This window comes from Stenotrophomonas genospecies 3 (genome assembly GCF_054473855.1).
The window spans coordinates 1-17,204 of record NZ_JBTMUR010000027.1 but is presented as its reverse complement, the minus strand read 5'-3'; the positions used below and the strand labels follow the sequence as shown (position 1 = coordinate 17,204).

Annotated in this window: 19 protein-coding genes; 7 read left to right on the top strand and 12 right to left on the bottom strand. The window is 61.7% G+C overall.

All coding sequences use genetic code 11. The annotated features are described in order from the left end of the window. Nucleotides 1-148: 148 nt before the first annotated feature. Nucleotides 149-811, bottom strand: a complete 663-nt coding sequence (locus ACX9OT_RS21450) for an exopolysaccharide biosynthesis protein (protein ID WP_277779427.1) — start codon at nucleotides 809-811, stop codon at nucleotides 149-151. A 150-nt stretch (nucleotides 812-961) separates the two neighbouring features. On the opposite strand from ACX9OT_RS21450, the gene yidA reads away from it, so the two are divergent. From yidA to ACX9OT_RS21430, 4 genes are all read left to right on the top strand, one after another. After that, complete coding sequence (gene yidA, locus ACX9OT_RS21445; protein WP_277779426.1) at nucleotides 962-1,795, top strand: sugar-phosphatase; 834 nt, start codon at nucleotides 962-964, stop codon at nucleotides 1,793-1,795. 498 nt (nucleotides 1,796-2,293) lie between these two features. Continuing rightward, the gene (locus tag ACX9OT_RS21440; protein WP_277779424.1) at nucleotides 2,294-4,612 is read left to right on the top strand and encodes a TonB-dependent receptor; all 2,319 of its coding nucleotides are present in this window, start codon (nucleotides 2,294-2,296) and stop codon (nucleotides 4,610-4,612) included. A gap of 119 nt (nucleotides 4,613-4,731) precedes the next feature. Next, nucleotides 4,732-5,121: a hypothetical protein gene (locus tag ACX9OT_RS21435; protein ID WP_277779423.1), complete on the top strand. Its 390-nt coding sequence runs from the start codon at nucleotides 4,732-4,734 to the stop codon at nucleotides 5,119-5,121. 24 nt (nucleotides 5,122-5,145) lie between these two features. After that, entirely contained in the window at nucleotides 5,146-5,442 is a 297-nt protein-coding gene (locus tag ACX9OT_RS21430; RefSeq protein ID WP_032127110.1) for a hypothetical protein, read from the top strand. Nucleotides 5,443-5,449: 7 nt separating this feature from the next. Here ACX9OT_RS21430 and ACX9OT_RS21425 read toward each other — a convergent pair whose 3' ends face one another. The 9 genes from ACX9OT_RS21425 to ACX9OT_RS21385 form a co-directional block, all read right to left on the bottom strand. After that, the gene (locus tag ACX9OT_RS21425; RefSeq protein WP_277779422.1) at nucleotides 5,450-6,955 is read right to left on the bottom strand and encodes a YifB family Mg chelatase-like AAA ATPase; all 1,506 of its coding nucleotides are present in this window, start codon (nucleotides 6,953-6,955) and stop codon (nucleotides 5,450-5,452) included. A gap of 474 nt (nucleotides 6,956-7,429) precedes the next feature. Next, nucleotides 7,430-8,344 carry a DUF4238 domain-containing protein gene (locus tag ACX9OT_RS21420; RefSeq protein WP_277779421.1) on the bottom strand — a complete coding sequence of 305 codons (915 nt, stop codon included), beginning with the start codon at nucleotides 8,342-8,344 and terminating at the stop codon, nucleotides 7,430-7,432. A 139-nt stretch (nucleotides 8,345-8,483) separates the two neighbouring features. Further along, nucleotides 8,484-10,121 (bottom strand): hypothetical protein, encoded by a 1,638-nt coding sequence (locus tag ACX9OT_RS21415; RefSeq protein ID WP_277779420.1) that lies wholly within the window; start codon nucleotides 10,119-10,121, stop codon nucleotides 8,484-8,486. Next, nucleotides 10,111-11,160: a protein kinase domain-containing protein gene (locus tag ACX9OT_RS21410; protein ID WP_277779419.1), complete on the bottom strand. Its 1,050-nt coding sequence runs from the start codon at nucleotides 11,158-11,160 to the stop codon at nucleotides 10,111-10,113. Before ACX9OT_RS21410 ends, ACX9OT_RS21415 begins: the two co-directional genes overlap by 11 nt. Next, nucleotides 11,157-11,534: a hypothetical protein gene (locus ACX9OT_RS21405; RefSeq protein WP_277779418.1), complete on the bottom strand. Its 378-nt coding sequence runs from the start codon at nucleotides 11,532-11,534 to the stop codon at nucleotides 11,157-11,159. Before ACX9OT_RS21405 ends, ACX9OT_RS21410 begins: the two co-directional genes overlap by 4 nt. 19 nt (nucleotides 11,535-11,553) lie before the next feature. Then, nucleotides 11,554-11,772, bottom strand: coding sequence for a ribbon-helix-helix domain-containing protein (locus tag ACX9OT_RS21400; RefSeq protein WP_277779416.1), 219 nt, complete (start codon nucleotides 11,770-11,772; stop codon nucleotides 11,554-11,556). 423 nt (nucleotides 11,773-12,195) lie between these two features. Continuing rightward, nucleotides 12,196-12,372, bottom strand: a complete 177-nt coding sequence (locus tag ACX9OT_RS21395) for a hypothetical protein (protein WP_277779415.1) — start codon at nucleotides 12,370-12,372, stop codon at nucleotides 12,196-12,198. A gap of 375 nt (nucleotides 12,373-12,747) precedes the next feature. Next, nucleotides 12,748-13,368: a cold-shock protein gene (locus ACX9OT_RS21390; RefSeq protein ID WP_277779414.1), complete on the bottom strand. Its 621-nt coding sequence runs from the start codon at nucleotides 13,366-13,368 to the stop codon at nucleotides 12,748-12,750. Between the two features lie 51 nt (nucleotides 13,369-13,419). Further along, nucleotides 13,420-13,776 (bottom strand): hypothetical protein, encoded by a 357-nt coding sequence (locus ACX9OT_RS21385; protein WP_277779413.1) that lies wholly within the window; start codon nucleotides 13,774-13,776, stop codon nucleotides 13,420-13,422. A 645-nt stretch (nucleotides 13,777-14,421) separates the two neighbouring features. On the opposite strand from ACX9OT_RS21385, the gene ACX9OT_RS21380 reads away from it, so the two are divergent. Both ACX9OT_RS21380 and ACX9OT_RS21375 read left to right on the top strand, forming a co-directional pair. After that, nucleotides 14,422-15,024: a DUF998 domain-containing protein gene (locus ACX9OT_RS21380; RefSeq protein WP_277779412.1), complete on the top strand. Its 603-nt coding sequence runs from the start codon at nucleotides 14,422-14,424 to the stop codon at nucleotides 15,022-15,024. A gap of 75 nt (nucleotides 15,025-15,099) precedes the next feature. After that, nucleotides 15,100-15,477, top strand: a complete 378-nt coding sequence (locus ACX9OT_RS21375) for a hypothetical protein (protein ID WP_277779411.1) — start codon at nucleotides 15,100-15,102, stop codon at nucleotides 15,475-15,477. Nucleotides 15,478-15,738: 261 nt separating this feature from the next. Here the strand turns inward: ACX9OT_RS21375 and arr are convergent, their stop codons facing one another. Both arr and ubiK read right to left on the bottom strand, forming a co-directional pair. Then, nucleotides 15,739-16,173 carry an NAD(+)--rifampin ADP-ribosyltransferase gene (gene arr / locus ACX9OT_RS21370; RefSeq protein WP_277779409.1) on the bottom strand — a complete coding sequence of 145 codons (435 nt, stop codon included), beginning with the start codon at nucleotides 16,171-16,173 and terminating at the stop codon, nucleotides 15,739-15,741. Between the two features lie 125 nt (nucleotides 16,174-16,298). Then, nucleotides 16,299-16,550, bottom strand: coding sequence for a ubiquinone biosynthesis accessory factor UbiK (gene ubiK, locus ACX9OT_RS21365; protein WP_049400804.1), 252 nt, complete (start codon nucleotides 16,548-16,550; stop codon nucleotides 16,299-16,301). 155 nt (nucleotides 16,551-16,705) lie between these two features. On the opposite strand from ubiK, the gene ACX9OT_RS21360 reads away from it, so the two are divergent. Then, nucleotides 16,706-17,044 carry a P-II family nitrogen regulator gene (locus ACX9OT_RS21360; protein ID WP_005411374.1) on the top strand — a complete coding sequence of 113 codons (339 nt, stop codon included), beginning with the start codon at nucleotides 16,706-16,708 and terminating at the stop codon, nucleotides 17,042-17,044. Nucleotides 17,045-17,204 lie beyond the last annotated feature (160 nt).

Genomic DNA, 17,204 nt, shown 5'->3' with positions numbered 1-17,204 from the left:
GACTTCGATCCGGCCATGCTGAAGGTGGGTCAAGCCTGCTTCCAGCAGGCTTGACCACGAACATAGGATCTCGACTGCTTTTGCCAGCAGCAGTCGAGCATGGCTCGACTCTACAAAAAGCCATAAGCCGCCGAGCCAGGGCTCGGCTCTACACTTCCGACGGCGCCGCGCGCAGCCCGCTGAACACCGATTCGGCAGCGAACCCCACGCCACCCAGCAGCACGCCGAAATACACCACCGTGGCCACAACAAAGCCGTACCCAGCCGCCACCGCCGCACCATCGCGCTGGATGAAGCCAATCGCGAACGACATCAGCGCCAGCGCCGGCAAGGTATTGCTGAACGGAATCGGCCCGGCCGGCGCCATCAGCAGCAGGGTTGCGAACACCAGCATCAGGTTGTTCAGGCGCATCATCTTCTTCGAGCGCACCATCACCGCCAGCCGCATCGGCCGCGACAGGCGCTCCATGCGGTGCACCCACTTCAGCGCACGGCCCAGGTTGGCCTTCAGCTTGTCGGTGGCGATCTCGCGGCGCGCCAGCTTCTGCGGCACCCACAGCGGGCGGTTGCGTACGCGGCTCAGGCCGATCAGCAGGATCGAGGCACCAAACACCGTACTCAGCCCCGGAATCGACACCGGAATGATGAAGATGGCCGAGAGCAGGATCACGATCAGCAGCAGGCCTTCATCGCCCAGCGCGCTGAGCAGGGTGCCGATACTGACCTGCTCACCGGGCAATTCGTCGATCATCTGCTCGATCTGCTCGGCCAGGGGCGCGCTGTCGTTGGTTTCGGGGGCACGGTAAGTCATGCGTCGCAAGGTTCTCCAGGGAAGGGCGGTCAAGGGGCCGTCCTGCGGTGGGGGGACGCACAGGCTCCCGCAGTATCCCGGCCAACGTGGGCAAAGAGGTGAACCGGGCATGAGGGGTTAAACTGGCGTGCCCCGCACGAGTTGAACGCAATGGACATGGGCCGCAGGCAATCGACCATCGAACTGGTCGCCATCGATATGGATGGCACCCTGCTGGACCCCAGCCACACGCTCACCGTCCGGGCCAAGCAGACCATCGCGCAGGCGCGCGCGCTGGGCGTGCACATCGTGCTGACCAGTGGTCGCCCGGTTCCGGGCCTGGCGCCGTTCCTGCACGAGCTGGGCATCACCGGCGACGACGACTACTGCATCGCCTGCAATGGCGGCCTGGTGCAGCGCATCGGCACGCGCGAAACCGTGGTCGAGTATCCGCTCAGCTTCGACGACTTCCTGTTCTGCGAGCAGGTAGCCCGCAAAGTGGGCGTGCATTTCCAGGCGCTGGACAGCCGGCGCATGTATACGCCCAACCAGGACATCAGCTACTACACCGTGGCCGACTCGCATCTCTCGCGGATGCCGCTGTCCTACCGCCGCGTGGAAGACATGGACCCGTCCATGTCGTTCATCAAGCTGATGATGATCGACGAGCCCGACGTGCTGGATGCCGCCATCGCGCGCCTGCCCAGCGAACTGACCGAGCGCTTCGCGGTGCTGAAGAGCGCACCGTTCTTCCTGGAAGTGTTCGACCACCGCGCTGGCAAGGGCCCGAGCCTGCAGAAGCTGGCCGAGCACCTGGGCATCGACCGCGCCAACGTGATGGCCATCGGTGACCAGGAGAACGACCTGACCATGCTGCAGTACGCCGGTACCAGCGTGGCGATGGGCAATGCCATCGACGCGGTGAAGGCGGTGGCGCGGTTCGAGACCACCAGCAATGCAGACGAAGGCGTGGCGCGCGCCATTGAGCGTTTCGTCCTGCAGTAACCGCGCGTCCCTATGCCCTGGTAGGTGCCAACCTTGGTTGGCGCACGCACACCGTATGCGCCGACCAAGGTCGGCCTCTACCATGTCCCATCCGCCCTGGTAGGTGCCAACCTTGGTTGGCACACGCAGACGGCAAGCGCCGACCAAGGTCGGCCTCTACCGGGTCCCGTCCGCCTCGGTAGGTGCCAACCTTGGGTGGCACACGCGCACCGTATGCGCCGACCCAGGCTATACCCACGTATAACCCACCCATCCCCATCGCCATCCGCGCTGTACTACCGCGCAATGGCGAATGCGCCTGTGCGATGCAAGAATTTCGCACGTCGAAATCACCCCACCGAATCCCGCAGCAGATGATCGTCCTCGTCTGCTGACCGGCGGGCACCGCGCCGTCACTCCCTCAACGCAATCGCACCGCCAGCCAGGGCGCCGACACCGGTGCTGCAACGTGCTGGGCGTGCGCCTGCGCCGCTCTCTCCCTGCACCCTGGATCAGCCCATGAACACCCCACCCACGACGCGCCTCGCTCTGGCCATCATCACGGCCATCACCGCACCTGCGTACGCCGCAGAATCGCACGACGCAGCACATGACACGCCCACCACCTTGAACGCGCTGCAGGTCATCGCCACGCCACGCGGCGCGGCCGTTGCACCCACCCAGGTGGTCGGCCCCAACCGCTACATCATCAAGGCCGAAGACCTCGATGCGATGGTCACCGGCAACAACGGCCTGGCCATGCTCAAGCAGGTACCCGGCGCCAGCTACACCGCCACCGACGGGCTGGGCCTGGACATCTCCGCTACCAGCCTGTTCGTGCGCGGCTTCCGCATGAATGAAATGGGCATCACCTTCGAAGGCGTGCCACTGAACGACAACGGCTTCCTCTCGCTCACCGGCACCAGCGTGGTGAACGTGGGCGTGCCCGATGGCATCGGCGCGATCACGGTCAGCCCCGGTGGCGCACCGGTCAGCGTGTTCTCCAGCAGCGTCAACGGCGGCAGCCTGGAATACCGCCTGCGCGAGCTGCAGGACACGCCCAGCCTGCGCGTGAAACAGGGCGTGGGCAGCAACAACACGTTGGTCACCACCGTGTCCGGGCAGAGCGGCCAACTCGGCGAGCATGGCCCGAAAGTGCTGGTCGACCTGCAGCGCGTGTCCGCCGACAAGTACCAGGGCGAGGGCACCCAGAACTTCCTGCGCGGCGACCTGAAGCTGCAGCAGGACGTTGCCTGGGGCGACTTCACCGTGTTCCTGTCCGACAGCAAGGCCAAGGTCTGGGGTTACAACAACATTTCGTTCGACATGATCCGCAAGCTGGGCTGGAAGGCCGACATCTTCTATCCCGATTATGCGTGGGCCTGGTACGTGGCCTCGCCGGAGAATGCGGACAAATCCTGCGGCGCCTACACCTGCGGTGAGCTGTCCGAGCTGATTCCGTATGACACCGGCCAGATCACCCGCGACCGCGTGTCCTCGATCAACCATCGCTTCCAGATCAGTCCTACGTTGAGCGGCAACGTGCAGCTGTACAACGCCAACAGCCACACCCAGGCCACGCTGACCGACCCGACCGTACCGTCGCCCAACGGCGCACCCTTCTCCGAACAGGTGCAGACGCCGCGTGTGAATCGGCTGGGTGGCATGGTCAACCTGCAGTTCGAGACCGGCGCGCACACCTTCACCGCCGGTTTCTGGCAGGAGAAGAGCAAGGCCGCGGCCAAGACCGAGTGGTACCAGCAGCCACTGCTGGGCGAGGGCCCACCGCTGAAGGCCACCGGTCCGTTCGATGTGTACGGCCCCGCGTTCAAGACCGACAACGCATCGAGCTGGGTGACCCGCTCGCGCCAGTTCTACCTGCAGGACGACATCGTGTTGAACGACACGCTGAAGCTGGGTGTCGGCTTCAAGGCCGTGGACTTCCGCACCAGCGGCGGCGGCCTCGGCGATGCCAAGGACCGGCCGGTGAACGGCACGCTGCGCGCGAAGAGCAACTTCCTGCCGCATGTCTCGCTGTTCTGGAGCCCGACCGAATCCACCGACGCCTTCATCGACCTGGCCAATACCATGAACGGCTATCGCGTGGCGCAGCGCGGCAACATTGGCTACACCGCCTCCGCGTGGACCATCACCGACCAGGAAGAGTTCGACCGCGTGGCCGGCACGCTGCGCCCGGAGAAGAACTGGAATCTGACCGTCGGCGCGTCGCATCGCTTCGACCGGCTGACGATCACCGGTGACGTGTTCTACAACGACATCCGCAACCGCCTGCTGTCGGCGGCCATTGGTACCCAGTTCGCGCAGATCAACACGGTGCGGCTGATGCCGAAGATGCACGTGATCGGCGCCGACCTCGGCATCACCGCCGACCTGACCGACCACCTGCAGTTCTACCAGGGCGTGGCCGTGGCCCGTTCGTACTACGACAGCGATTTCGTGGTGGGCGACACGGTGTACCCGATCAAGGGCAACGCCCAGCCGGGCTACCCGCAGATCTCGCTGGTCAGCGACCTGTCCGCCCACTTCGGTGACTGGCGCTTCGGTGCCACCAGCACCTCCTACCTGCGCCAGCCCTTCACTTACGAGAACGACATCCGCGTGCCGACCTTCTGGCAGGTCAACACCTATGCCGCCTACCGCTTCGGTGCGGACAGCGCCGTGCCGGGCCTGGAGCTGCGGCTGGACGTGAGCAATCTGTTCAACCGCCACAACATCGGCACCGCCACCATCGCCGGCTCGTCGTTCTCGGGGGATTACCAGACCCTGCAGCGCAGCGCCCCCCGGCAGCTGATGTTCAGTACCTCGATGGCGTTCTAAGTAGATCCACGCCATGCGTGGATGCACCTGGCGGTCCCCAGGCAGGTGCCCAGATCCGTCCACAAACCCGCCTTGCGCAATCAACAGGGATTTTCTGGCGGCGACGCAAGGTTCCCACAATGTTGCTGGGTCATGCTGTCGGCATGGCTCAGTACAACCCGCGATCACCGTTGTTCGGCATACGGAGTCATGGACGGCCCCGGCAGGCGCTGTCCGTGGCGCCTGTGATCGACCTGCAGGCCGAGTACCAGTTCTGGCACGTCTACGAGCGTGTGGTCCGCCCGTTGCCCGGTGGGGGGCTGCGGCTGGCCTGGCTGGTGTGCCAGAAGGTGTACCGGGATCGGTGGCAGCACCCGCACGACAGCGACGAGGCGGCGTTGTCGCGGGTGTTGTTCGGCGGGAACATGACGGCTGACCGGGCGTCGGAGCTGGCGGAGCTGCACGCGCTGGTCAGCCGTCGGGTGGCGTTGCTGGCCCGGCGAGGCGTATTGTTCGGGCGCGGCCGCTGACCCGCACATCTGCAGGGAGTTCCGATGGATCTTCTTCTGGGGCGATATCGCATCCTCGCGTACCGCGGATTCCACGACCTGCCACGGCTGATGCTGGTGACCGATAGCGCATCAAAGCACTGGGTGCTCGACTGTCCGTTCGAAGACGAACGGGATGACTACGCACCGGTGTATCGAGTCCTTGCCGTGGAAGCTGGTGCCGCAGGGCCGGCGGAGATATGGGAACGGCACAGTCGTGGGCTTCTGCTTGGCGTCGGCGTTCTGCCAGTAAACAGGCTGCAGTTTGACGAGACGCGGCGTGCCTCCTTCATCTTGACGTGATCCTTCGTTACACCCCCGGCTTTCCCCGGTCCAGTTGCCGATAGCCAATCGCCTCAGCCAGATGCGCCGTCTGGATCACCTCGCAACCTGCCAGATCTGCAATCGTGCGCGCCACCCGCAGAATCCGATGCATCGCCCGTGCGGACAGCTGCAGACGCTCAATCGCCTGCTCCAGCAGATCCTGATCGGCCTCACTCAATTTTGTGCACGCACGCAGCGCAGCCGGCGGTAGATGTGCATTGAGCCCGCCACGCACCTGCTGCCGCGCATGCGCGGCTTCCACCCGCTCACGCACCGATGCACTGGGCTCACCCAGCGGCGTGCTCTCCCGCAGCTCCACCGCGTCCATGCGCGCCACGCTGATATGCAGGTCGATACGGTCCAGCAACGGGCCGGATACCCGCGCGCGATAGCGGTTGATGCGCTCGTCACTGCACAGGCAGCGGTTGCTGCGGTCACCGGCCCAGCCACACGGGCAAGGGTTCATCGCTGCCACCAGTTGGAACCGCGCGGGATACTGCACGCTGCGCGCCGCGCGGGCGATGCGGATGTGGCCGGATTCCAGCGGCTCGCGCAGGGTTTCCAACGCGCTGCGGTTCCACTCTGGAAGCTCATCGAGGAAAAGGACACCGTGATGGGCCAGCGAGATTTCGCCGGGGCAGGGTGGGTTGCCGCCGCCCACCAGCGCCGCCGCACTGGCACTGTGATGTGGCGCCCGAAAGGGTCGCTGGCGCCAGCGCCGCGGATCCAGCCCCTCACCACTCACCGAGGCAATCGCCGCCAGCTGCAGCGCCTCGGCTTCCTCGGTGTCCGGCAGCAGGCTGGGCAGGCGCGAAGCCAACAGCGTCTTGCCGCAGCCAGGGCTACCGATCAGCAACAGATGGTGCCCACCCGCAGCGGCGACCTCCAATGCACGCCGCGCATGCGCCTGCCCGCGCACGTCAGCCAGATCCGGCAGCGGCAATGGCGTCGTGTCCACGCGTTCCACGGGCGGCAGCAGGCGCGGATTGCCCAATCCGGCGCAGCACTCCAGCAGGGTACGGGCCACCCGCACATCGGCGTGCTCGGCCAGAGCAGCTTCTGCGGCATTGCCCGGCGGCACCACCAGGATGCGTCCGGCTTCGGCCGCCGCAATCGCCGCCGGCAGCGCGCCGGCCACCGGCCGCAGTTCGCCGGTCAGCCCCAGCTCGCCCAGGAACTCGTATTGCAGCAGCGACTGCGGATCGACCTGGCCACTGGCCGCCAGAATGCCCAGCGCGATGGCCAGGTCGTAACGCCCACCTTCCTTGGGTAGATCGGCGGGCGCGAGGTTCAACGTGATGCGCCGCTGCGGAAAGTCGAAGCGCGCGCAGAGCAGGGCGGCTCGCACGCGCTCGCGTGACTCGCGCACGCTGGTCTCGGCCAGGCCCACGATCTGGGTGACAGGCAGGCCGCCAGAGAGGTGCACTTCCACCCGCACCAGCGGGGCGTCGACCCCGGCGCGGGCGCGGCTGTGGACCAGCGCCAGGCTCATGTGTGGTTTCCTGCAGAGAGGCGCTTGATGGTGCGGCGGCAGTATGCGAGACACCATCGGAGCTTGCAGGTGATGCGACTAGGGGGATTCCGACCAATGGGGGGAGCGGGTATCTCGAGAGGACACCCTGCGGCGATCCAAGGCTTCGTTTTCCGTCTCGGTTCGTTGGGGGGAAGCGAGAACTTTCGGCGTGAGCCCGGGTGCCAAGTACTACGCGCTACTCAAAGTCGGGGGGGCGTCGCCAGCCCGCTAATAGAGACGGCTCGAACTCCGCGTCAAGCAGGAAATCGCAAATAGCCCAAGGCCTGCGCGGCCTCGGTATACGATTGTGATGCCATCGAGGGCATTGTCAACATCACCCTGCGCCGCAATTCCCAGGGCTTGGAGGTGGGGGCGGCCGGTGCAAGGCCAACTTGCTGGCCGGTTTCGGCGATGTCGACAGCGGTGGCTGGAATGTGCCGTTCGGGCTGTGGCCTACAGATCTTCAGGGAAGAAATTGAACGTCTTTTCAAAGTGCCGACAGGCGTATGCCTCCGAACGCGCGAAGCCGACAGTCATCTCGTTGAACTTTTCTGCTAAGTGCTTTGTCGCGTGAACTGCCTGGCCATTGGTTCCGCCTTGCGGTTGACCAGTCGCAGTGAGCATCAGGTTGCTATTTAGAGGGAAAAACACCACTGCCTTTGGGTTGTTAAGGCTTGTAGCTTTTCCTGTTTCCGCGCTAATGCAGTACAGGGGCGTGTCACTGGTTACAAGTGGCCCTACGCCTCCCTTGGTTGAAAACACATGAACTGTCCACTGAAGGCGGTCCAAGACTCCTGCCACGCTTGAGATGCCTCGATGCTGAATTGCACGAAAATTGGAGCGAGCGTTGACGCCTTCCAATGTGTGATCGAGGTTCAGCGGCGCGCTTTGAATCGCATCGTAGATCTGATCCTCGGAAGGAACGGATCCGGAGTCGGGCAGATCTGCGGCGTAGTCGGCCAGTGAGATCATCCTGGGATTGCGAAGATGGAGGTTGGCCAGAAAAATGCATAGAAGTACGCGATCCTCGCTGCCGGAAGACAACTCGACGTTGAACGGGACTCGTGCAAATTTTGACCAAAGTTTTCCAGCTTCGCGCTCGATGCTTTCATGCATCTTCTCGACTGAATCATCCCAGCCCTGGGCGCCGGCGCCGGAAGACGTGCCATCGAAGGTTCCGTCGGGAAGCGGGTGAGAGTAGAGGTGAATGGATGCTGCAGTCTTCCTAATCGCGCGGGGTTTTGCAGTGTATTTGCCCTTCCTGCATGCAATCACGTCGATCACCAACGTCTTCTCGCTCCCCGGGGCAGTGGAGAATCCCTCGAGATAGAACTGGGGAGCCCAGTGCTGATTGATAGCGCTGTTCACGAGTCGATTCCTCAATGGGCAATGCGGAAAACCCTGTAAACAATGGGCGTATGTCTTTTGGGCCAGCTAAGTTGTGATCCGCTCAGTCTCCACGGTGTTTGGAAGGTTGAGCATGACAGCATATTGTTGTCGGTGTCGTCTAGCGCGAATGCAAATCTGTAGTCTCGAGGTTAGGCACGCTACCCTCCGAAATCTTGGAATAGACCTCCAGGGCACCTGCTGGAATTGCCATGCGCTCGCCGAGATGCTTCAGGTCATCATCTTTGTAGCTATGTGGTGCGATTTTTTGGGGGCGGCTTTCCATATCAGCCCATCGACCCTCGCGAGTCGCTTCGACAGCATCAATAAGGCCGGGGACTTCGGACTCGCGCTCATGCTTGGACCAGGTCGAGACAGCGTCTCGAACAGAGGCGAGCTCAGCGATGCCATCTGTTGCACCCGTGCGGACCCGCTCCCGCAACAGATAAAGGTATGCACGGGTGGCGGCGGTTCGCTCCTTCAGCTGAACTAGCCATGCGATTGCTGTGCCGTACAAATTCAAACCAAGCGCATCCGAACCTGATCTGTAGGCGAGAAGTCCTATGGTAGCTAGGAGTTGGGGACTGTTCTTGTCTAGACGAAGAGCTGTCTGGATATCGTTGAATGACTTTTCAAGATTTCCGCAGTACGCGAAAGCTACAGCACGGTTGTTGAAGAGGCTTGAATTGTGTGGATCGCACTTCAAGCCTTTGTCTGCGATCAGAATGGCTTGGGGGGCGAGCTCCCTGTCAAAACTCAAGCAAGAACCCACCACTGCAGGCTTGACATCAAATGGCTCATCAATCAGCCATTGCATTAATTGATTGAGTGATCGACCATACTCTCTGTTGGCAAAAGCGTGGCGAGCGAGTGCCTCATAGGTCTGTGGCCTTTGCAAGAGAGCATCAGGGACACGGATTGCAGTGTCCTTCTGTGATACATGAAGGGCCTGTGCAACTGAGTTCTCGTTTGGGTCTTCTAAAGACTGATTGAAGAGGCGTTTCGCATGTTTGATTCGCCCGTTCTTATGTTCCAATGAACCGACCGCCGCCGCGAGCTCAGCAAGGTGACGTGGCGCAGTTTCCTTCGCCTCCAGCATCCGTTGGGCGGCCTTTATGCTTGAAGAAGAGCGCTCCATGACGCTATGAAGGGCAATGTCTGCGGATAGAAGCCAAGGGTCGCGCGAAGATCGGCCGCTCTTTCTCAAGGCATGCACGGCGTGTCCCGGATCGCCGGTATGAGCAAACAGTCTTGCTGCCGAGCGCAGAACGTATCTGTTCGCTGGAGCAACCTTCAACGCGCACTGCATGGCTCTCTCTGACTTTTCGGTAATTCCCTGAGCCAAGTAGTGTCGTGACAGTTCCGTCCACGCGAGGGGCTGATTGGGGTGACGCCTCAATGATGCGCGGAGTGATGCGATCCGCGCTTGGTCTGCCGGTATCTGGTCGAGTAAGTCTCGAGTCGAGGGTCCCATCGTTGTCTTAGTTGGAGCGGCGCCTGCGAGCCGAGCTTGCTGAACGATATCGTCATCAAGCTTGTATCCAACTGTTTCCGCAGTATCCAAAAGGTCCCGCGCGGTGAGTGGATTAGGGTTGGTTCTAAAGCTGACCAGTAGGTGTTCAACCCAACCCTCACGCCTCGGAAGTTGGTCGCGCGGTTCGATGGCCTTTGCTTCATCTGTGGACTCGCCAGGAGAGCGCCACCTCGGCAGCATGTAGCGTTCATTCAGAACGCCCTCTGCAGTTCCTTCAGCCGACATTCGCGTTCCTCAAACGAGATTTACGGGACATAAGATCAAAAGCGGAAACACAGCGTGAAATGTTGTACTGAGTTCTTGGGTTGCGCCCGTTAAGTGCCACCCCTCGCTCAGTGGCGTCGGGGTGACACATTGACAGAATCAGGTCGGTAAGCTGATTGAAGATGGGCTTTGGCACAGTACCCGATGACTCTAGGAACAGAGGGACCCACTCGTAGTGGCTCTCAATGAGATACGGAAGTGCGAGCTGATAGTCGGCCGTGTCGGAGGTGTGCCGCAGCGCCTCAGGGAGGCTGCTTGTCAGAAGTGTGGCAAGCGAATATCCCGTAAAGGATGTATAGGCCAAGTTGCCGAGCAGAAACATATCGCAGCCGAAGCGGCGCTGCACCCAAGGACCAACGTGATCGTATAGGAGCTCGTAAGGAGCGTAATTGGGCTGGCCGCAAAAGCTGAAGTCATCGTGTGGTGCGGGCATGGTTCGGCACGAAGTGCTGCCCAGATCGGTGACCTTCACGTTTCCGCAGTCATACCGGACTGCGTTGGTGGGCTTAATGTCTTGATGGGCAACTTCAAGGCCGTGGAGCTGGGCCAAGCCAGCAGCAACCTTGTGCAAGGCTGCGAGTCTTTCCCAAGCTGGTACCGATTCGTCGCCAGGGGGTAAAGCATCTGCAAAAGATTTGGGAGCGTACTCGCAAACCAAATAGTGCACTGCTCGGCCGTCTACCAAGATCTTGGCCGCATCTACGATTCTGGTCACTCTCGAAAGCTTCTTGTCACGACAGATCTCATGAATCTTTCGTTCATGATTGAACTCCCGAACCATCCTCTCCAAGCTAAGAGGGTCGCTTTCGACATCTTCGTGCCAGAAATCGAATGCCTTGACGAAAGCGAGTGCTCCCGTGGAATTTCGCGCCCTATAACAACTTGACCTAGGCTCACCGCTGCGTGTGGAGTTGCGCAGTATCCGCTCTACAACCTCCCATTCGCCGAGAAGCGTGAGGCCGAGCAACTTGTCGGCCGGTCCATCGGCACGCTCAATCATGAATCGCTCCCTGCGAATGCGTCTCTAAAGTAGAAGCCGAGCACCAGCGTGATTAGCGGTGGTCCAAAGCCCTTGAAAAAGTCAAAGACCTCTTTGGCCGCAGCTGACGTATGTTCTGACAACAAGATGTAGCCAACGCTGGACAGGATCATCAACACCAATACAGCGCCTAGAACCCAATAAGCCATGACCAGTCTGGCCTTGTCCTTGGGATGAAGCTCTTGTGCGCCGCCGACGCTGGCAATTTCTTCTCTAAGATCAAGAGAACCCTCCTGTACAGGGAGCGCCTCCTCAGCGCCCCCCATTTCCCCGGAGAGATCCCACAGTGTCACGGACTCGATGTCCGGTCGCGTTGCTTCTATGTTCTCGCTCATTCCGCCCCCTCGGATTGGCTTACGGCATTACGATAAGCCGTTCCTTTTTACCGTGCGCTCCGTCATCTGTACGGATGACGACCTCGCCGCCACTGTCCTTGGCGTCTTGGACAACCTTAAGCAAGGCGATCGCTCTGCGGACGATTTCCGCCTTTGTCGAAGCTCCAGTCGCGGCTTTGAGCTCATCTAGAGTTGCAGTCAGCTTCTCGTCAAATTTGAAGGTGGTAGGGGAAGACATGGTGTTGCTCCTCTGCTCTCTGAAGGAGATTGATGCGGGAATTATGCCATTTCTACATAGAAATTGGCTGAACGGCTGGGCGTATGGTTCAGTCTGGGGGATTTTTTAAATTATTGATTTATATGAATTAATTGCGATCACGGCCTGCAGTCGGACTGATTTGTCCGGCATATGGCCTCGACACCCTCATGTCGGGGCTCTAGAGGCTTCCTGGAGTGGGGCTGGCGAGGCCGTCGCAGCAACGCAGGACCTATCATTGACTGAACCCTTCCCATGCCGCCAAGTCGGGTGACACGGTCGTGTCGACCTCTAGGCGTGAGAGCGCTGCGCCACCTGCGTGACGCATAGGTGGGACGTTCGAGCCACAAGTAAGCACGTCTGATAGAGAAGGACGTTAGGGCCCCATCGTCCCATCCGATCGGTCTATCCAGCCTTCGGTTGCATCGTTGAAATACTAACCATCCTTCCTTGCGAAACGTCCTCGCGCAGCGGCTTCAGCTCCTCCTCGAATTCCTTTACTCGAGCGGTGGGCTGAGACGAGCAGCTCACGCCGAGCGATTGACTTAATTCGATACAGGTCAGGCTGGCATGCAGCTTCAAGATGCAGCTCCTTCCAGGTGTCAACTCGAGCCGTAGCTGTCTCGCCCCGTCCCGCCCCCCCGCATAGCGAAATCAGCTGACGCAGGTGTGCTCCCCGAAACTTCGAGATGCAGATCAGAAAGGATCAGTACGCGCATTCTTTGAAAAGACCTTGATCGAGCTAAGTGGGCGTGGCTCTACATCAGGATGGGCCGACCCACAGGCCTAGTGCGCGCGACTGATCGATTTGAACAGAAAATTGTACTGCTCTTCTGAAGACTAGTCCCACATTCGAGAAAATAATTCTACTGAGCAAACAATTTTCGACCACCGAGTGGTTTCTGGAAGCAGAGCCAAACTCGGTAGAGTACGACATGCTCTTTGATGAGAATGAGGCTATCTTGACAGAGATGATCCAGGTAATTTCGCAATTCTTTGGGGAAGTCGGAACAATGCCGAGGATGATGCTGCCATCCCTTCCACTGCCTGCAATGGTCTGCTAGATAGACGGAACGACGAGGGAGATTCCGGCCAAGGGCGACCTGGGTCCCTGAACACGCAGCGCTGGTCATCAGTCACCGCCCCACCCAAGCGCCCAAACCGTGCCTCAACCCACGATGGCCCCGCGCGCTCCACCAGCAACCGCCCCTCGATCTGCTGGACAAGCAGCCACCGCTCGAAGCTGATACGCAGCTGTTCGATATCCGGCGAACGCCAGCGGGCATCGGCAGGCATGCGGATCAGCACGCGCGAGGGCGCGTTCTCCACGTGCATCACCAGAACGCCCTTGCACCGGATCTCGAAGGACGTCTCCCCGGCATGGCGCACGTGCAGTTCAAAGCCCTCATCCGCTTTCACGGTCACGAAGCCGAGCGCATCGCTGTACAGCAGCCGGTAGTCGGCCGGCCGAAGCTTCTGGTAGGCCCACACCTGATCGCCCGCTGGCTCGGGCAACCCCATCCACACCGCCACCGTGATCGCGGCGCACACCGCCGCTGCGGCAAGGCCGTACTTCATCATTCGTCACCCCCACACCCAGGCAGAACGGCAGGCACCGCACGCGGGCGCTCAGTCCTTGGGCCGTATCCGTTCGTGGATGAACGCGGTAAGCGCCAGATCGGCCATCACCAGCCCCTCCATCACCCGGTCGCCCACGTACTGCTCGGGCTCGCCGTTCTGGCGCGTGCGTTCGGCCGCCAGCAGGATCTCCTGAACGATGCGCTGGCCGGTGAGCGCGCAGTCGGCGTCGGGCAACGCCATCTGCCGGCTGCGCAGGTGATGCCGCTCGGGCCAGGGCTGGCCGTCGGCTGCGGCACCGGCACCGATGGCGTGCAGGGTGGCGATGAGGCTGTTGGGGTCCTGCGCAGGCGCGGGTGACGGCGCTTCTTGGATGGGGCGCAGGGGAGGGGAGTGTGGTGTGGTCATGGCTGGCTCCGTGCATGCAGGCGGAAGCTGCCACCGATAAAGGTGGCGGGCAGAGCGTGGCTCGAAAACCGGTTGCTAGACAAAGCCGGCGGGTACAAGACCCCCACGCCCCGCCCGCCATAGCCGGCAGACGGATTGCCAGCCGGCACCACGCAAGGTGATGCCGGCTGGCAAGCGCAAACTACATCTAGCAAAACGGGTTTTCGAGGCCCGGCCACCCGTTTTCGGTGGCGGTACCAGAGTTGCCCGATGTAGTTGGGAATGCCAAGGGGTTGGGGGCAATGCCGCCAAAACCCGAGACGCTTTCGGCATTGTCGCATAGCGCGGAAAGGGGCGAGAGCCTTGGCGGGCTAGGCGTACAGGCACTTCTGGTACGGAGTCGTCAGATCCTTCCATCAAGGATGCAGGGCGCGGCAAATGCGACAGCACTCGCCCATCGGGCATGTGTGATCGCTCATGCAACCGAACCGCTGCGACACCCGCTGGATGGTTTAAATGACTTCCTGCCTATTGAACCTACCGAGTGCCGCGCGCAATCTGACTACTGCTGTAGTTACTCAAGATCGTCCTGCCCGCAGTAGGAAGGTTCTGCCGCGTTCGACTGGATTCCACCCACTGGCGCAGGCCAAACAAGGACCACTGTACGTGTCACGCCGCAGCCGACTGCTTCTCTGCGCGGGTCTGGTCCCGCTTCCGTGGTTCCTGTTCTGGACCAGTGTTGCCGCCGTATTCGCGCCGGGCTACAACCCGCTTGCACAGCACGCCAGCGAGCTGCTGCAGGCGCCCACGCTTGCAAGCATTTGCGGCAGGATCGCGGCTATCGGCTCCGGTATGGGCTTCGTGGCGTTCTCCATCGGGGTATGGCGGGAGTCCGGCCGCCGGATTGCCGTAGGCGCGATCTGCTGGATGATCTTTGGCATCTCCATGCTGACCAACGGGCTCTGGCCCATGGGCCATCCGATGCACGGCTTCTACACCATCGGTATCGCAAACATCATTGCACCGGCGATGTCGCACATCGAACTGAGCGCGTGGTCTGCCAACCGAAGGGCGTACGCCGTGACTGCTATGGTGAGCATCGCGAGCATCGTCTATCTCTGGTTGAACGTGGTGGGGGCGGATCCGGAGGGCTACAGGGGGCTGACACAGCGCGTGTTCTCGTCGATCAACTCGCTGTGGCCGTTCCTGGTTGCGCTGTATCTGCTGCGAAGGGATTCCAACGAGCTGAAGACGCACCTCGAGCACTGATGGGCACACATGCGGGTTGATGTGTTCAATTGGTGGCCGGCCCACTACTTCTGACTGGATGAAGGACCTCTCGTGATGAAACTTCCAGCCCGCTTCTGGGTGCATCTTTTCAGCCATCTGGGGTTCGTCGGGATCCTGGCCGGGCTGTTGGCCGGCTGGGTAGGGACGTTCTTCGAGGCCCTTGCCGGTCATTCCGATGCCGCAACCGACGCCGCCCGGGTGAGCGGCGTTGGGACGCTGTTCGGGTTCTGCATGCTTGCCCTATTGCTGCTGGGAGCGCTGACCGTCTCTGGCGAGCTGTTCGGGCTGATCAGGCCGTACGACCGCAAGGCGCCCTATCGGCATGAGGCGCAGGCGATGCGTCGGAAGGTGTTGCTGATTGTCGTGGCGGTACTGTCCTGGGCGGGCCTGACTGCGGCGTTCGTCATTGGGTCGATGATGCGCTCCAGCTAGGTGCTGATGGTGGTGCTGGCATCTTCGGATTCCTCGGCAGAAGGAATCGGCGGGTTCGACACGGGAAGCCGGGCGGAGTGGTGATTCATCCGGAATCGGTTGCCCTGACCAGGGACAGCCTGCGGATTGAGGTGATACCGGTGTGGTCGCCGCGATGAGACGACTGGAGGATGAGATGCCGTGTGGCACGATTCGCGGATAAGGGCCACACGAGCGTGTTGATAGGAAGACGCCGACGTGCCCCGTCGGCGTCTTCCTCCATCAATTGATGATCTCCCCACTCCCCGAAGCAACAAACGCCTTCAACTGCCGAACGAATTCCGGGTCGTAGAGCTCCCACTCCACAATCTCCCCAACCACCCGCAACGGCTGCGCACTCCGATACGAGCGCGTCGGGTTCCCGGGAAACTTCTTGTTGGTCACGTTCGGATCGTCCTCGAACGGCCCGGTCGGCGCCACCACATACACGCGCGGTCGCCCTTCACCCTTGGCCATCTCCGCAGCCAACCCGGCGCCCTTGGCAATCGTGGTGAAGTAGATGTGGTTCATCACCACACTGTCGCGATAGTTGGAGCGGTAGCCCGCACTCAGCAACTCGCCCGCCGCCAGATCAGCGCGGGTGCCATGGTAGAACGGCCCGGCGACCTGGTCGCAGGTGTCATGCGAAACGGGTGTCCATTCGGTGTCCTGCGCCATCGGCACTGCCCCTGCGTGTCCTGCCGGATCGACAGGCCGGCGAGTCTAGGGCGCCCGGTGGGCCTTGCTGCAAGGCCCCATCCGGGAAATACTCTGTAGCGGGAGGCGCGGTGCGCCTCCTTTTTTCATTCTGCGGCGGCGCGCCCTTCCAGTTCGCGCACGGCGGTTTCCAGCGCGTCCAGCTTCTGGCGGGTCTTCAGCAGCACGGCGCGCTGCACTTCGAACTCCTCGCGGGTGACCAGGTCGAGCTTGGCCAGGCCGGCCTGCAGCGCGCTCTTGAAGGTAGCCTGCAGTTCCTCGCGCGATTCGCGCAGGCCCGGCGGCACCAGGTCGCTGAGGCGACGGGCGAGGTCATCGATTTGGTTCAGGTCGATCATGGGGTGCTCCGTGGGGTAACGCCGGCGCGTGTGGCGCAGGCAGGCCGTTCAGTCACAAGGATACTGCTGGCACCCACTGCCCGGACAGGCGGCAGCGGCTTCGCACGGGCCGCGTTCAGGCGCTATCCTCCACGCCGGAAGACAGGAGATAGACGATGAAGATGGTCATGGCGGTGATCAAGCCGTTCAAGCTCGACGACGTGCGCGAAGCGCTGGCCGAGCGTGGGGTCACCGGGATCACGGTGACGGAAGTGAAGGGCTTTGGTCGCCAGAAGGGCCATACCGAGCTGTACCGCGGCGCGGAGTATGTGGTCGATTTCCTGCCGAAGGTGAAGCTGGAAGTGGCGGTGACCGATGACCAGGTTGAGGCCGTGGTTGAGGCCATCGTGAAGGCGGCCGGCACCGGCAAGATTGGTGACGGCAAGGTGTTCGTGTACGACCTGGGCAGCGTGGTGCGTATTCGTACCGGTGAGCTGGACGCGGACGCGTTGTAACCCGTTTGGCGCGATGTTGTAGAGCCGAGCCGATGCTCGGCTAGCTCTTTGTAGAGTCGAGCTTGCTCGACTGCTCTGCGCTTCAGTCGAGCAAGCTTGTATGTTCCTCCCGGCTCCTACGCGGTATGTAGGAGCCAGGGTGGAGGGACCGTCAAGCATG

Bases quoted from the DNA above. Each gene is read 5' to 3' on its own strand.
- ACX9OT_RS21430 (WP_032127110.1), top strand. From the start codon at position 5,146: ATGGATCTTCTTCTGGGGCGATATCGCATCCTCGCGTACCGCGGATTC.
- ACX9OT_RS21405 (WP_277779418.1), bottom strand. From the start codon at position 11,534: ATGAGCGAGAACATAGAAGCAACGCGACCGGACATCGAGTCCGTGACA.
- ACX9OT_RS21385 (WP_277779413.1), bottom strand. From the start codon at position 13,776: ATGACCACACCACACTCCCCTCCCCTGCGCCCCATCCAAGAAGCGCCG.
- ACX9OT_RS21390 (WP_277779414.1), bottom strand. From the start codon at position 13,368: ATGAAGTACGGCCTTGCCGCAGCGGCGGTGTGCGCCGCGATCACGGTG.
- yidA (WP_277779426.1), top strand. From the start codon at position 962: ATGGACATGGGCCGCAGGCAATCGACCATCGAACTGGTCGCCATCGAT.
- arr (WP_277779409.1), bottom strand. From the start codon at position 16,173: ATGGCGCAGGACACCGAATGGACACCCGTTTCGCATGACACCTGCGAC.
- ACX9OT_RS21450 (WP_277779427.1), bottom strand. From the start codon at position 811: ATGACTTACCGTGCCCCCGAAACCAACGACAGCGCGCCCCTGGCCGAG.
- ACX9OT_RS21410 (WP_277779419.1), bottom strand. From the start codon at position 11,160: ATGATTGAGCGTGCCGATGGACCGGCCGACAAGTTGCTCGGCCTCACG.
- ACX9OT_RS21440 (WP_277779424.1), top strand. From the start codon at position 2,294: ATGAACACCCCACCCACGACGCGCCTCGCTCTGGCCATCATCACGGCC.
- ACX9OT_RS21360 (WP_005411374.1), top strand. From the start codon at position 16,706: ATGAAGATGGTCATGGCGGTGATCAAGCCGTTCAAGCTCGACGACGTG.
- ACX9OT_RS21375 (WP_277779411.1), top strand. From the start codon at position 15,100: ATGAAACTTCCAGCCCGCTTCTGGGTGCATCTTTTCAGCCATCTGGGG.
- ubiK (WP_049400804.1), bottom strand. From the start codon at position 16,550: ATGATCGACCTGAACCAAATCGATGACCTCGCCCGTCGCCTCAGCGAC.
- ACX9OT_RS21400 (WP_277779416.1), bottom strand. From the start codon at position 11,772: ATGTCTTCCCCTACCACCTTCAAATTTGACGAGAAGCTGACTGCAACT.
- ACX9OT_RS21435 (WP_277779423.1), top strand. From the start codon at position 4,732: ATGTTGCTGGGTCATGCTGTCGGCATGGCTCAGTACAACCCGCGATCA.
- ACX9OT_RS21425 (WP_277779422.1), bottom strand. From the start codon at position 6,955: ATGAGCCTGGCGCTGGTCCACAGCCGCGCCCGCGCCGGGGTCGACGCC.
- ACX9OT_RS21415 (WP_277779420.1), bottom strand. From the start codon at position 10,121: ATGTCGGCTGAAGGAACTGCAGAGGGCGTTCTGAATGAACGCTACATG.